The organism is Microbacterium sp. S308A+, from assembly GCF_049800815.1.
Lineage (GTDB): Bacteria > Actinomycetota > Actinomycetes > Actinomycetales > Microbacteriaceae > Microbacterium.
In genome coordinates, this window is sequence record NZ_JBNAFT010000001.1 from 644168 (window position 1) to 658282 (window position 14115).

A 14115-nucleotide genomic window follows, 5' to 3' on the forward strand; every position below is an offset into this window, starting at 1 on the left:
GGGTAACGTGCTCGCGTCCTTCGGGGGAGGACTGAACACGGCTAGTAAACCGGTTTTGCAAATCAAAGTCAACCTGTTCGGCCATACCCGATACGAGAACCGCTTCCTGGGAGATATCGGCGCTGTTCACACCTTCCCGGACAAGGACCAGGGACGCTAAACGTAACTAAATCACTGCCCGGCTCACACAGGATCCGCCAGAAGGCGGACGCGTGCGACGCCGTCGACGCGAGGAGGGCACGCCCTGTGACGGCAGACGTGCCCTCCCCGCCGACGCGGCGCTCCCGCGCGAACAGTCGCGCTCAGCGCACGTCGGAGCCGGTCCGTCGGAGCCGACGGACGAGGAGCGTCGTCGCGCCGAGAGCCGCAAGTGCCATGCCGATCGGCACCAGCACGCCTGTCGCCTCGTCGGGGCCGGTCACCGCGAGGGCCGACGACGGGCCCGCGCCCTGATCTGTCGTCCCCGGCGCGCCACCGGCCGAGCCACCGGTGCCAGGGCCACCGGGCTCAGGCGCGCCAGGACCGCCGACCGCCGGGCCAGGCAGCGTCCCCGCTCGCAGGGCCGCCGGCTGCTCTCCGTCCGCGAACCACCAGACGGGCCGTGTCGTGCCTGCCGCGCTGACGGCGGTGCCGAGTGACGCGGGCGCGGTCGCGAACCCCTCGTTGTTGAGGTTCGGCATGCCCGAGGGACGAGCGAGACGGCTGACGGCCGGCTCCCCGCCGGTGAAGGCGATGCGGGCGGCGGCGCCGTCGCACCCGTTGTCACAGACCGCCCACAGCTCGCCCAGGACCGTGTCGTAGTCGAGCGCCATGACACCGCCGAGACCGGGGTCGATCGCCGCCACCTGCGCGATCGAGCCGTCGGCCCCGAGCGCATAGGCGTAGACGACGCCGTCGTCCTCCACCGCGACGAAGAACAGACCGTCCCCGTGGGCCGGATAGTCCGCCGGGTCGTAGCCGGATCCGGTGCGCTGGTCGACGAGCCGGCCCGCGAGCGCTCCGTCCGGCACCCACTCGACCGCCTCGATGCCCGTGTTCGCCGCGACCTGCGGCAGCGAGGCGGTGAGGTCCCATTCCTGCTCCGCGACCACGTCGGGGCCCGGTGCGTCGGGATCGAGGGCGAGGACCGTGTTCTGGTTCACGCCCTTGTTGCCGTTGTCGCGCTCCGATGCGATGTAGATCCGCCCGTCACCGCCGACGCTGATGCCTTCGGCATCGGGGCCCTTCGCCGCAGGGTTGCCCGCGTCGCGGGCGAACCGGGCGCGCTTGCCCTTCTCCCAGCCGTCGGCGAAGGCGACCGAGCCGTCGGCGTGTGCGGCGAGCTTCCAGAACGTGCCGGTGCCGTTGTCGACGGCCCACAGGAAGGTGCCGTCGGCCGTCTCCTGCGTGTCCAGGCCCGAGGAATCCTTCAGGAACATGGCGGCCTCGTCGACGACGGCGACGTCACCGCCGCCGGGCCAGAGGGCGGCCGGCTCCCCGCCCGGATTCCCGGGATTGCCCGGATCCCCGCCGCAGCTGTTCGGCACGCCCTTGGTCGCGGTCGCGACGTCGATGAACGCGACGCCGTCGCCGCAGCGCGCCCAGGTCCCCGCCGCGTGCGTGGTCCAGGCGTACTCGGCGACGGCCATCCCGACGGCGTCGCGGATCGTCGCCCGGTCGTCCGCGCCGAGGCCGAAGCCGAAGTGGAGCGCGCCGTCGAAGACGAAGAACGCCCCGGGGGCCAGCACGATGCCCGCAGCCACCGGGGTCACGTCCTTCGCGTGCCCGATCGGGTCGTTGTCCATGAGGGTCCAGCCCGACAGATCGACCGCCTCCGTCCCGGTGTTCACGACCTCGACCCAGTCGGACGCGTCGCCGTTCGACTCGACCTCGTTGACCGCGATCGCCGGCGGCACGCAGTCATTGGCCGCCCCGAGCGTCACCCTGGCCAGCCCCCATGATCCGGTGGCATCGGGGCACCGCGCGTAGCTGGCTGCGGCCTCGTCCCCGTCGATGGCGGGGTGCCTCGTCCACGAGTACTGATCGAGAAGGACGCCGTCGGGCGAGAGAAGGCGGATCGCGTCCGATCCGCCGATGCCGATCGCCGCCTGGAACTCCTGTGTCGCGCCGGCAGCGTCCGCGCCCAGGGTCGAGGCCTCCACGACGAGCCGCTCGCCGGCCCCGATCGACGTCCCGGGAGCGAAGAACCAGCGGTGGTCGTCGGAGTTGTCCCTGACCTCGTGCCCGGACAGGTCGAACGCCTCGTCGCCGGGGTTGATCAGCTCGATCGCGTCAGCGGGTCCCGAGTCGATCTCGTTGAGCAGCACGCTGCCGGGCTCAGCCGGCTCCACGACCGGCTCGCAGACATTGGAGGCGCCGAGGGTGATCGCCGTCGCGGGAGCCCAGGAGGCGTCGACACCACAGCGGGACCAGTCCCCCAGCGGCGCCGTCCCCGTGTACGCGTAACCGTCGATGACGACGCCCGCCGCGTCGAGGAGCACGACCTCGTCGCCCTTGCCGAGACCGAACGGGAAGCCGAGCGGCCTCCCGTCCTTCATCAGCACCAGGAACGCCCCGGGCGCGAGCACCGTTCCCGCCGGGAGGACCCCCGTCTTCGCCGGGTCGCGCTTGTCGTCCTGCACCGACCAGCCCGACAGGTCGACCGGCGCGCTCGACGGGTTGTGGAGCTCGATCGCGTCAGGACCGCCCTGCGGGTCGTCGTAGACGATCTCGTTCACCACGACCCGTGACGAGGACGGATCTGCGGCCCGAGCGGGGCTCGTGACGAGGACGGATACGGCGACGGCGACAGCGGCGACGCACAGCGCCGCGATGCGACGCGGGGCGGGGACGGGCATGCGGATGCTCCAGACGACGGGGGACTCGGGTCTCCCGTCACTCAACCCGGTGACGACGACGCTCAGGCCACCGGCACGTGAACAGACGGTGTCCGCCGGGCCCCGGACTCTTCCCTACCCCTTCAGGCCGGAGTGCGCGAGGCCTTCCACGAACTGCCGTTGAGCGATCACGAACACCACGAGCATGGGCACGACCGTCATCGTCGCGGCTGCGAGCTGGGTGTTCCACATCTCACCCCCGTACGCATCGGGACACCCGTTTGATAATACGTATTCGCAGCGCGCCGTCGCCGTCGCCCAGAGAAGGAGTCGACGATGTCGTCCACACCATCGAGCCCCCAAGGCCTCAGCCGCCGCGGGTTCCTCGGCGCGAGCCTCGCGGCCGGAGTCCTGCTGGTCGTCGATCCCTCCCCGGTGTCGGCGAGCGCCAGCGCCGGAGACGTGACGCTCGCCGCCGCCGGCATCAGCGTCGTCGCGAGCGTCGGCGGCCGTATCGCCATTCGGGACGGAGCGGGCGTCATCCGCTCTCAGGGCTCCCGCTTCCAGGTGAAGGACTCGGCGACCGGTATCCACGTGTCCACCGGCGGTCAGCCGACTCTCGTCACCACGGCGGACGGTCAGCCGGCGATCCGCATGGAGTACGTCTTCGCCGCGGCGGCCGGCCCGGTCACCGTCGTCGGCACCGTCACCGTCTCGACCGATCGCGCCCACCTGGAGTGGCGTGTCGACGGACCTTCGACGCTGGTCCCCGACGGCTTCCTCTTCAGCAGGGCGATCCTCGCCGCGACCGAGCCCGACGACTACATCGCGGTGACGACCTGGACACGGGACGCCGGCGGAGGCATTCCCTACGAGAAGCCCGCAGGGGTCGCGCACACGTCCGCCTGGGGCGCGCAGCACGGCATGTTCCTCCTCGAGCGCTCACGTCAGGCATGGACGAACTCCACCTGGATCCACTCCCCCGGCACGGCGCTCGACGGCGGCGGGTACCTCAGCCGCGCCGACTTCTTCTTCACCGCCACACGCCCGTCTGCCACGGCGTCGATCGGGCTCGGCCACGCCCTCGGCGTGGACCTCTCGACCGACCGCGACTTCAACCTCCTCGCGCCGAACGACCCGCCGATCGCGCTCACCGCGCTGATCGCGAACGGCACGGCGTCCGGCCAGGACGTCGAGGTGCGCGGTGGGCGCGCGACCTCGACGGCCAGGTCGTCGCCGAGGAGACACGGACCTCGGTCTTGCCTGGGTGGGGGCGCTCGCCGAGGCCGCCGACTGGGATCCGCGGTATCTGCCCGCGGCCGAGCGCGCGGGCCAGTGCTACGCCGCGTTCGTGCATGCGGAGAACCTGCACGGCGCCCCGGAGAACGTCAACCTTGCGCCCACGAGCGAGGACAGCTACGTCGCGGTCATGGCCTACCTCGCACTCTACCGCGCAACGAGCGACGACCATGCGCTTCGACGACGCGGCTCTGGCGATGCGGCACGAGCAGGCCCTGGAGAACGGCGCCCACGCCATCGACTCGATACAACGGCTGACCGATCCTCGCCGCTTCGACGTGCCCACGACGGTCATCGCGACCGAGTCCCGCACCGCCGACGTGAGACGCTGGATGGCCGCCGACCGAGACCCGGCACGCGAGCTCGCCCACATGCGCACCCTCCGCCTGCTCGATCTCCCCTCCGGACGGTGGCCGCAGATCGAACGCAGCGATGCGCTGGCCGCGCTGCTGCTCGACGTGCTCCCCGTTCCGACGGGGCAGGAGGCCGCGGTGTAGGCCGATCCTCGGCGTGGAGCGCGGCTGATCGCCAGCGGCTCCCAGATGATCAGACCTCCTGCCGGGAATGGCAGAGGCCCGGACCACCGATTTCCTCAGTGTTTCCGGGCCTTCTCTGCTGGCTGGGGTACCTGGACTCGAACCAAGAACAACTGAACCAGAATCAGCCGTGTTGCCAATTACACCATACCCCAAGGGCGAAACCGGAGCCCCGCACCGAGGTTCAAGCTTACCCGAGCACGACGCGGAAGCCAAAACAGCGGCCCCGCCCCGAACCCGGGCGCGTCGCCCGCGCGAGGCCCGCTGGCCCCGGTACGACGCCAGGTTCCGGCCCGTCAGCTCCGCAGCGCGGCGAGCGCGCGCAGGCGGCGCAGGGTCTCGTCCTTGCCGAGGAGCTCCATCGACTCGAACAGCGGAGGCGAGACGCGACGACCGGTGATGGCGACCCGCGGCGGGCCATAGGCGACGCGCGGCTTCAGACCGAGCCCTTCGACGAGGGAGGCGGCGAGCGCCTCCTGGATCGCCTCGGGAGTGAAGGTCTCCAGCGGCTCGAGCGCGGCGACGCAGGCGTTCAGCACCTCGGCGGCGTTGTCGGGCAGCCCCTTGAGGGCGTCCTCCTCGTAGGCGACCTCGTCGTTGAAGAGGAATCCGATCATCCCCGGCACCTCGCCCAGAAGCTGCACGCGCTCCTGCACGAGCGGCGCGGCACGGAAGGCGAGGACGATCTGCTCATGGGTGGGCTCCCCCTCGAACACGCCGGCGGCGGCGAGATACGGGAGCGTCCGCTCGGCGAAGTCCTTCACGTCGAGCATGCGGATGTGGTCGCCGTTGATCGACTCGGCCTTCTTCTGATCGAAACGGGCCGGATTCGGGTTGACGTTCACGATGTCGAACGCCGCAGTGAACTCCTCCAGCGAGAACACGTCGCGGTCGGGACCGATCGACCAGCCGAGCAGGGCGAGATAGTTGAGCAGCCCCTCATGGATAAAGCCGCGTTCCCGGTGCAGGAACAGGTCGGCCTGCGGGTCGCGCTTGGACAGCTTCTTCGTGCCGGTCTCCCCCAGCACGAGCGGCATATGTGCGAAGCGGGGCACGAAGGTCGTCACGCCCGCGTCGATCAGCGCGCTGTAGAGGGCGAGCTGACGGGCGGTGGACGGCATGAGGTCCTCGCCGCGGAGCACGTGGGTGATGCCCATGAGCGCGTCGTCCACCGGGTTCACCAGCGTGTAGAGCGGCGCGCCGTTCGGGCGCACCACGACGAAGTCGGGGAAGGAGCCGGCGGGGAAGGTCACCTCGCCGCGGATGAGGTCGACGTAGGTGATGTCCTCGTCCGGCACGCGCAGGCGCAAGGCCGGCAGACGCCCCTCGGCGCGGAACGCCGCCTTCTGCTCCTCGGTGAGGTCGCGGTCCTGGTTGTCGTAGCCGAGCTGCTTCGCACGGCCGTTGGCCTCGTTGCGAGCGTCGATCTCCTCCGCGGTCGAGAAGCTCTCGTAGACGGCGCCGGAGGCGACGAGCTTGTCGATCACCTCCCGGTAGATGTCGTGCCGCTCGGACTGGCGGTAGGGGCCGTGCGGACCGCCGACCTCCACGCCCTCGTCCCAGTCGATCTTCAGCCATGTGAGCGCGTCGACGAGCTGGCGGAAGCTCTCCTCGCTGTCCCGGGCGGCGTCGGTGTCCTCGATGCGGAACACGAGCTTGCCCCCCGTGTGGCGCGCGTACGCCCAGTTGTAGAGGGCGGTGCGGACCATCCCCACGTGCGGGAGACCGGTCGGCGACGGGCAGAAGCGCACGCGGACGTCGGATCCGGTGGCGGTCGTGGTGCGGGGATCAGGAGTAGCCATAACCCTTCGATTCTAGGGCGCTCTCCCGCGCTCCCCCGGCCGGGTCCCCTTGCCGAACAGCTCCCCTGCGCCGGCGCCACGCCTCGCGCTCGCAGGCCTTCAGCGCCTTCGTGTCGCGGTCTAGCGTCGGGCGAGCGGGGAGAAGACCACGATCGCGACGACGATGACGAGAGCGGCGGCGCCGAGCCCGCCGTAGCCGAAGTTCGTGAGCACGACACCTGCCCCCGATGCTCCCGCGGCGGCGGTCAGGCTCATGAGCGAGTCGCTGACGCCCTGCCGTCGGGGACGCCGGGCGACGACGGACGCCTCCGTGAGCAGGGCGGCGCCGGCGACGGTCGCGGCGCTCCACCCGAGGCCGAGCAGGATCAGCGCCACCATCACCCCGATCGGGTTCTCACCGGCGATGATGGCCGTGACCAGGGACGCGACGAGCATGCCCTGCCCCAGCAGGATCACGCGGACACGGCCCCAGCGGTCCGCGAGGATGCCGAACACGGGCGAGAGCCCGTACATGCCTGCGACGTGCAGCCCGATCGTCATGCCCACGAGCAGGGTGACGTCGGCGGTCGACGTGCCATGCTCGCCGTGCGCCATGTGCGCGAGGTGCACCGGGGTCATCGCCATCACGGACGCCATGACGGCGTGCGAGCCGGCCACGGCGAAGATCGCGTAGCGGGCAGCGACGGGGCGGTCCCTCTCGGCGCCGATGGCCGCGGCCGATACCGCCCCCTGAGCCGCACGCTGAGCGGTGAGCAGCGGGTCGGGCCGCAACGCGACGAGGTAGAGGATCAGCGCGAGGCTCTGCCCGACCAGCGAGAAGACGTAGGAGCCGGTGAGCGGCGGCATGCCCAGGAGCTGCCCCAGCTGTTCGCCGGGCGACAGCAGGAACGGACCGGCGACCCCTCCGATCGTCGTCGACCACACCACGACCGAGAGGTCGCGCCCGCGGTGCTCGGGCGTCGCCAGGTCGGTCGCCGCGAACCGGGACTGCAGGTTCCCGGCGTTGCCCATCCCGATGAGGATGATGCCGGCGAGGAGCAGCGGGAAGGAGCGCACCGAGGCGGCCGTGATGACGATGGCGACGCCGGCGAGGGCCAGCACGTTGCCCGCGGTGAGGGCGAGCCGGCGGCCGAAGCGGGCGGCCGCCCTGGCGAGAGGGATCGCGCACAGCGCGGCGCCGAGCGTCACCGACGCTGTAGCGAGACCGGAGAGGGCGTCGTCCCCGGAGATGTCCGCGGCGAGCAGCGCCCCCAGCGACACGGTCGCACCGAAGGCGATCCCGCCCAGCACCTGACCGAGCGCGAGCACGCCGACCGTACGACGCTGGATCGCAGCGATCTGCCCGGTCGTGGGCGCGATCGCCGTCATATCGCCGGAAGGGCGTCGCGGGCGGAGTTGCGCAGCGTGCCGATCCCGCTGATCTCCACCTCGATCGCGTCGCCGGACACGAACGCGCCGACCCCTGCCGGCGTCCCCGTCATGATCACGTCGCCGGGGAGAAGCGTGAAGGCCGCCGACGCGTACGCGATGATGGCCTCGACCGAGTGGATCATGTCGGTCAGCGGGGCCTGCTGGCGGACCTCGCCGTTCACGCGCGTCTGGATCGTCGCCTGCGCGATATCGAACTCCGTCTCGATCAAGGGACCGAGCGGACAGAACGTGTCGAAGCCCTTCGCGCGGGCCCACTGCCCGTCCTTGCGCTGCAGGTCGCGCGCCGTCACGTCGTTGCCGACCGTGTAGCCGAACACGTAGTCGAGGGCGTCCTCGGCGCGGACGTTCTTGGCTATCCGTCCGATGACGACGACGAGCTCGCCCTCGTGCTCGGTGCGCTCCGAGAGGGTGGGGCGCACGATCGTGTCCCCAGGACCGATCACCGCCGTGTTGGGCTTCAGGAAGAGCAGCGGCTCGGCCGGGGCCTCCCCGCCCATCTCGGCCGCGTGGTCATGGTAGTTCTTCCCGACGCAGACGACCTTCGAACGCGGGATCACCGGCGCGAGCAACGCGGCGTCGGCCAGAGGAATGCGCTCCCCCGTCGTCTCGAAGCCCGCGAACATCGGATCGCCGGCGAGCACCACCAGCTCCTGCTCGTCGACGATGCCGAACTGGATGCCGCCGTTGTGGCTGAACCGCGCGATCTTCACTCTCCCAGCCTATCCAGCGGTGCGGCACCGAGCCCCATCCCGTCGGGAGCCGGCTCGCGCCTGCACCGACATAGGTCGAATTTTTGTCTTCCTGTATAGACGATGGTCTCTGGTCTGATTCGTCCTTAGATTCTAAGGTTGGAAGCATGGAAGCCCACGACGACTCGTACGTCTCTCGCAACGGCGAGATCGTCGACGAGTGCGCCACGCTTCGCGCAGAGATCGCTCGTCTCGAGTCTCGGATCACCACGTTGCTCTCCGAGCGCGTCTCCCGGCTCCTCGCGCAGGTTCCGCCCGGATCTCCCAGCTTCGACGCGGCTGAGCGTTCGATGCTCTGCGAGGTGGCTGCGGGACTGCACATCACCAAGGCCGCCGCTGGGCGCGAGCTGGGCGCAGCGTGGATGCTTCACGACCGATTCGCTCGCACCACGACGGCGTTGGCGGAGGGGTCGATCTCGCTCCGGCACGCGACGACGATCGCGGAGTCGGCGGCAGCGATCCCGGCAACGGATTCTGCAGCACTGTCCGACTACGAGCGCCAGGTCGTCCCGTTCCCGGCCGCGGAGACGGTCGCGCGGACCGCGGCCTTCGCGCAGTCGGTCAGCGCCTCGCTCGTCCCCGAGGACATGGCCGAGCGCCATCGACGCGCCCGTTCTGGGCGCAGGGTGACCGTGACCGATCTCGACGACGGCATGGCCCACCTCTCGGCGATCCTGCCCGCGGTCCTCGCGCACGCGATCCACGATCGCCTCACCGCGACGGGGCACCGCCTGCGCGACGACGCCAAGGCCGAGCTCCGCGCCAGACACAGCGACGCCGCTAGCGATCCCCGCTGTCGCGACGCCGAAGCTCCCCGGAGCCCAAGCCACCGAGGCGGGCGGTCCGCCCAGGGCGATCTCGGCTCCGCCATCGGCTGCGACGATGCCGATGAGCGCACACTGGACGAGGTCCGCGCCGACATCCTCGCTGATCTGCTGCTCACCACGGCTCCGACGTCCACCAGCAACACGGCGCTGGAAGCGATCCACGCGACCGTACAGGTCACGGTCGCGGCGACGACCCTCGCGGCGAGAGACCAGAGGATGGCAGAGCACGACGGTCACGGCCCGCTCCTCCCCCAGGCGGCGCGACTGCTGGCGGGGATGGCGACGACGTGGACCCGCTTGTTCCTCGACGCACACGGGATGACGGTCCGCACCGACTCCTATACGCCGACGGCAGAGATGCGCCGGTTCCTGCGCGCACGCGATCGGCACTGCCGATTCCCGGGCTGCCGACGCGCTGCGCGACGATGCGAGATCGACCACAACTACGACCATGCGAAGGGCGGCCGGACAGAGATCAGCAACCTCTGCTGTCTCTGTCCGACCCACCATGCGCTCAAACATCCCGACCACGACCAGCGATGGCGATGGCGCGCGATACAGCGCCCCGGAGGAGTCATCGACTGGATCAGTCCAGCCGGCAAGGTCTATACCGACGCCGCTCCCCCGCGCGTCCAGTTCGTCCCGAGTTCATAGCCCGAGCACGCCCAGTTCCCGCCGACAGCACGGGATGAGGAGACTCTGCTCTCAGCTCAGCTTCAGGTGTCGAGCCGGACGAGCCAGCCGTGCTTGTCCTCGCGGCGGCCATACTGGATGTCCGTCAGCTCCTCGCGCAGCGAGAGGGCCAGCTCGCCCTGCGGCTGGACGTCTTCGAAGCCCTCGCCCTTGAGCACGCCGATCGGCGTCACGACCGCGGCGGTGCCGCAGGCGAAGACCTCGACGATGTCGCCGTTCGCCACGCCGTCGCGCCATTCCTGGAGCGAGACCGGACGCCGCTCGACCGTGAGCCCGCGGTCCTCGGCGAGCTGCAGCAGCGAGTCCCGGGTGATCCCCTCGAGGATGCTGTCGGACTCAGGCGTCACCACGCGGCCATCCTTGTACACGAAGACGACGTTCATGCCGCCGAGCTCCTCGACGTTGCGGTCCTGGTCGAGGAAGACGACCTGGTCGCAGCCCTTCTCGTACGCCTCGGCCTGCGGCAACAGGCTCGACGCGTAGTTGCCGCCGGTCTTCGCGGCGCCGGTGCCGCCCTTGCCCGCACGGGCGTAGCGCTCGCTCAGCCAGATGCTGACCGGCTTCACCCCGCCGGAGAAGTACGATCCGGCCGGGCTCGCGATGACGTAGTACGCGACCTTCTTCGCAGGCCGGACACCGAGGAAGGCCTCCTTGGCGAACATGAACGGCCGGAGATAGAGGCTCTGATCCGCACCGGACGGCACCCAGTCGCCGTCGACCGCGATGAGCTCGCGCAGCGACTGCACGAAGTGCTCCGTCGGCAGCTCCGGCAGGGCCAGCCGACGCGCGCTCGCCCGCAGCCGGGCCGCGTTGCGGTCCGGGCGGAACGTGTGCACGGAGCCGTCCGCATGGCGGTAGGCTTTGATGCCCTCGAAGATCTCCTGGCCGTAGTGCAGCACGGCGGCGGCGGGGTCGAGCGGGATCGGCCCATAGGGCTGGACACGCGGCCGGTGCCATCCGCCGGCCTCGGACCAGCAGATGTCGACCATGTGATCGGTGAAGGTGGTGCCGAACCCGGGATCCTTGAGGATCTCCTCGCGCTGGGCGGGCGTCTTGGCGGCCAGGTTCTTCGTCACGGCGAAAGTGAGCGAAGCGGTTGCGGTGTCGGTCATGTCACATCCTGCGGTCGGGTGCGAGCGGCTTCGCTCGCGTCTTCAGTTCTCTCGCGTTCCCCAGATTACGCCGCCGACAGGCGCGCGATGATCGCGTCGCCGATCTGCTCTGTCGTGCGCTGTCCCCCGCTGCGACCGGCGATGTCCTCCTCCACCGCACGTTGGAGACGTGCGGCCTCGTCGCGCAGCCCGAGGTGATCGAGCAGCAGCGACGCGGAGAGGATCGCGGCGGTGGGGTCGGCCTTGTGCTGACCCGCGATGTCGGGTGCCGAGCCGTGCACGGGCTCGAACATCGACGGGAAGGCACCGTCGGGGTTGATGTTCCCCGAGGCGGCGAGGCCGATGCCACCGGTGACGGCGCCGGCCAGATCAGTGAGGATGTCGCCGAAGAGGTTGTCGGTGACGATCACGTCGAAGCGCGAAGGGTGGGTGACCAGGAAGATCGTGGCCGCGTCGACGTGCAGGTAGTCTACGGCCACTCCGGGGTGCTCCTGCGCCACCTCGTCGACGATCCGCTTCCAGATCGAGCCCGCGTGCACGAGCACGTTGGTCTTGTGCACGAGCGTGAGCTTCTGCCGGCGGCGCTCGGCGAGCGCGAACGCGTAGCGCACCACGCGCTCGACCCCGAAGGCGGTGTTCACGCTGGTCTCGTTCGCCACCTCGTGCGGCGTCCCCCGGCGGATGCTCCCGCCGTTGCCCACGTAGGGTCCCTCGGTGCCCTCGCGCACGACGACGAAGTCGATGTCGCCCGGATCGGCGAGCGGTCCGGAGGCGCCCGGGTAGAGCTTCGCCGGCCGGAGGTTGACGTAGTGGTCGAGCTCGAAGCGGAGCCGGAGCAGCAGCCCCCGCTCGATGTTCGCGTCCTTGAGCCGCGGGTCTCCTGGCACGCCTCCGACGGCGCCGAGGAGGATCGCGTCGTGGGCGCGGATGGCGTCCAGGTCCGCGTCGGTGAGGGTGTCGCCGGTCTCGAGGAACCGCGCGGCCCCGAGCGAGAAGCGCGTCTTCTCGAAGACGACCCCGCTCCCCGCCGTCACCGCGTCGAGCGCCTTCTCCGCCTGGGCGACGACCTCCGGACCGATGCCGTCACCGGGGATGACGGCGAGCTTCACGACACGGGACATACGACTCCTTGCACGAGAGGAAAGGACGGGCCTCCAGCGTATCGGCCGCGCACGAGGAATCGGGCCCACGCCCGCCCGCAGCCACACCGACATCCGCCTCCGCCGGAGCGACGTCAGAGGCCTACGCGGACTCCTGGGTCTCGCTGCCCGAGCGGCGCAGCATCACGGCCGCGACCACCGCGGCGACCGCCACGAGGCCTGCGCCGATGAGCGAGGTGACCGTCACGCCGGAGCCAAACGCCGCCGCAGCGGCCTCCCAGAGCTGGCTCCCGAGCGGCTCGGGGAGCCCGTGCGACACCGTATAGGCGCCGCTCAGCGTCTCCGACGCCGCCTCGCGTGCGGTCGCGTCGAGCCCCGCGGGCAGGACGAGGGCGTTCCGGTAGAACGCCGTGATGAGGCCGCCCAGCAGGGCGGTTCCGAGGACGGCGCCCAGCTCGTACGCGGTCTCGGAGACCGCGCTCGCCGCACCGGCCTTCGCCGGAGGGGCGTTGGTCACGATGAGCTCGTTGGAGATGGTCTCCGCCGCGCCGATCCCGATGCCGAGCGTGACGAACGCGATCACCAGGGGCAGGACACCGTGGTCGCTCGTCGACAGGGCGACGATGAGGTAGCCCGCGAACGAGAACACCAGGGCCGCCGGGATCAGGATGTGCGGCGGGACCCGGCGGGCGATGGGCACCACACCGAGCCCGGAGACGATCATCGCCGCCATACCGGGAACGAGCGCGAGACCCGCCTGCATGGGCGAGAGCCCGAGGACGAGCTGCACATGCTGCGAGACGAAGTACAGGAAGCCGACCAGCGCGACGACGCTGAGCAGGTTCACCAGGATGGCGCCCGAGAACGAGCCTCGGCGGAAGAGCTGCATGTCGAGCATCGGGCTCTCTGCCGCAAGCTGCCGCCGGACGAAGAGGACGCCCATCGCGACGCCGCCGAGGAGCCAGAGCACCGGCGCGACGCCGAAGCCGTGCACGGCGAAGGTCTTGATCGCGTAGACGACGGGGATCATGGTCGCCATCGAGAGCGCGATGCTCACGAGATCGATGCGCCCCGGAGCCGGATCGCGGCTCTCCGGCACGAGCAGGGGCGCGGCGATCAGCAACGGCACAAGCACCGGCACGGCCAGGAGGAACACCGAGCCCCAGCTGAAGTGCTCGAGGAGGAAGCCGCCGACGATCGGGCCGAGGGCCGATCCCGCGGAGAACGCAGACGCCCAGACGGCGATCGCGAAGCGACGCTGCTCGCGATTGCGGAAGAGCGAACGCAGAAGCGAGAGGGTCGACGGCATGAGCATCGCCCCGAAGACACCGAGCAACGCACGGGCGACGACGAGGAGCATCGCGGTGGGCGCGAAAGCAGCCAGCACCGACACCGCGGCGAACCCGGTCGACCCGATGAGCAGCATCTTCCGGCGCCCGAAGCGGTCGCCGAGTGTGCCCATCGTCACCAGGAGACCTGCGAGGACGAGCGGGTAGACGTCGATGATCCAGAGCTGCTCGATGCTCGTCGGGGCCAGCGCCAGGGAGATCTCGGGCAGGGCGAAGGACAGCACCGTGTTGTCGACCGAGACGAGCAGCACGGGCAGCATGAGCACGGCCAGGGCCGCCCATGCCCGTGCGCCGGCACGGGGCGCCTCGGCCTCGACCGTCTCGTTCGTCGCCGTGGTGGACATGATCTCTCCTCGAATGATGACTCGGCGCAGATGACGACTCGCCCGCTGAAGGCGACG

Annotated in this window: 10 protein-coding genes and 1 tRNA gene; 3 read left to right on the top strand and 8 right to left on the bottom strand. The window is 70.4% G+C overall.

Annotated elements, in window-relative coordinates; genetic code table 11:
• Positions 1–302 precede the first annotated feature (302 nt).
• Complete coding sequence (locus ACP15J_RS03045) at positions 303–2837, bottom strand: lamin tail domain-containing protein (protein WP_424935523.1); 2535 nt, start codon at positions 2835–2837, stop codon at positions 303–305.
• Between the two features lie 315 nt (positions 2838–3152).
• On the opposite strand from ACP15J_RS03045, the gene ACP15J_RS03050 reads away from it, so the two are divergent.
• Both ACP15J_RS03050 and ACP15J_RS03055 read left to right on the top strand, forming a co-directional pair.
• Complete coding sequence (locus tag ACP15J_RS03050) at positions 3153–4373, top strand: twin-arginine translocation signal domain-containing protein (RefSeq protein ID WP_424935522.1); 1221 nt, start codon at positions 3153–3155, stop codon at positions 4371–4373.
• Positions 4313–4612 carry a hypothetical protein gene (locus ACP15J_RS03055; protein WP_424935521.1) on the top strand — a complete coding sequence of 100 codons (300 nt, stop codon included), beginning with the start codon at positions 4313–4315 and terminating at the stop codon, positions 4610–4612. Before ACP15J_RS03050 ends, ACP15J_RS03055 begins: the two co-directional genes overlap by 61 nt.
• A 119-nt stretch (positions 4613–4731) precedes the next feature.
• On the opposite strand, the gene ACP15J_RS03060 is transcribed toward ACP15J_RS03055, so the two are convergent.
• The 4 genes from ACP15J_RS03060 to ACP15J_RS03075 all read right to left on the bottom strand — a co-directional run bounded on the left by ACP15J_RS03060 (position 4732) and on the right by ACP15J_RS03075 (position 8594).
• Positions 4732–4806: transfer RNA gene (locus ACP15J_RS03060), tRNA-Gln, on the bottom strand.
• 141 nt (positions 4807–4947) lie between these two features.
• On the bottom strand, positions 4948–6453 hold the full coding sequence (gene gltX / locus ACP15J_RS03065; RefSeq protein WP_424935520.1) for a glutamate--tRNA ligase: 1506 nt from the start codon (positions 6451–6453) through the stop codon (positions 4948–4950).
• A gap of 120 nt (positions 6454–6573) precedes the next feature.
• Positions 6574–7821 (bottom strand): MFS transporter, encoded by a 1248-nt coding sequence (locus ACP15J_RS03070; protein ID WP_424935519.1) that lies wholly within the window; start codon positions 7819–7821, stop codon positions 6574–6576.
• Positions 7818–8594, bottom strand: coding sequence for a fumarylacetoacetate hydrolase family protein (locus ACP15J_RS03075; protein ID WP_424935518.1), 777 nt, complete (start codon positions 8592–8594; stop codon positions 7818–7820). Before ACP15J_RS03075 ends, ACP15J_RS03070 begins: the two co-directional genes overlap by 4 nt.
• 146 nt (positions 8595–8740) lie before the next feature.
• Here ACP15J_RS03075 and ACP15J_RS03080 point away from each other — a divergent pair, with 146 nt between their 5' ends.
• A complete protein-coding gene (locus tag ACP15J_RS03080; RefSeq protein ID WP_424935517.1) occupies positions 8741–10114 on the top strand; it encodes a DUF222 domain-containing protein in 1374 nt (457 codons plus the stop codon).
• A gap of 62 nt (positions 10115–10176) precedes the next feature.
• Here the strand turns inward: ACP15J_RS03080 and ACP15J_RS03085 are convergent, their stop codons facing one another.
• The 3 genes from ACP15J_RS03085 to ACP15J_RS03095 all read right to left on the bottom strand — a co-directional run bounded on the left by ACP15J_RS03085 (position 10177) and on the right by ACP15J_RS03095 (position 14058).
• Positions 10177–11265, bottom strand: coding sequence for a branched-chain amino acid aminotransferase (locus ACP15J_RS03085; RefSeq protein WP_424935516.1), 1089 nt, complete (start codon positions 11263–11265; stop codon positions 10177–10179).
• 65 nt (positions 11266–11330) lie between these two features.
• On the bottom strand, positions 11331–12386 hold the full coding sequence (locus ACP15J_RS03090) for a 3-isopropylmalate dehydrogenase (RefSeq protein ID WP_424935515.1): 1056 nt from the start codon (positions 12384–12386) through the stop codon (positions 11331–11333).
• 121 nt (positions 12387–12507) lie between these two features.
• A complete protein-coding gene (locus ACP15J_RS03095) occupies positions 12508–14058 on the bottom strand; it encodes an MFS transporter (RefSeq protein ID WP_424935514.1) in 1551 nt (516 codons plus the stop codon).
• Positions 14059–14115 lie beyond the last annotated feature (57 nt).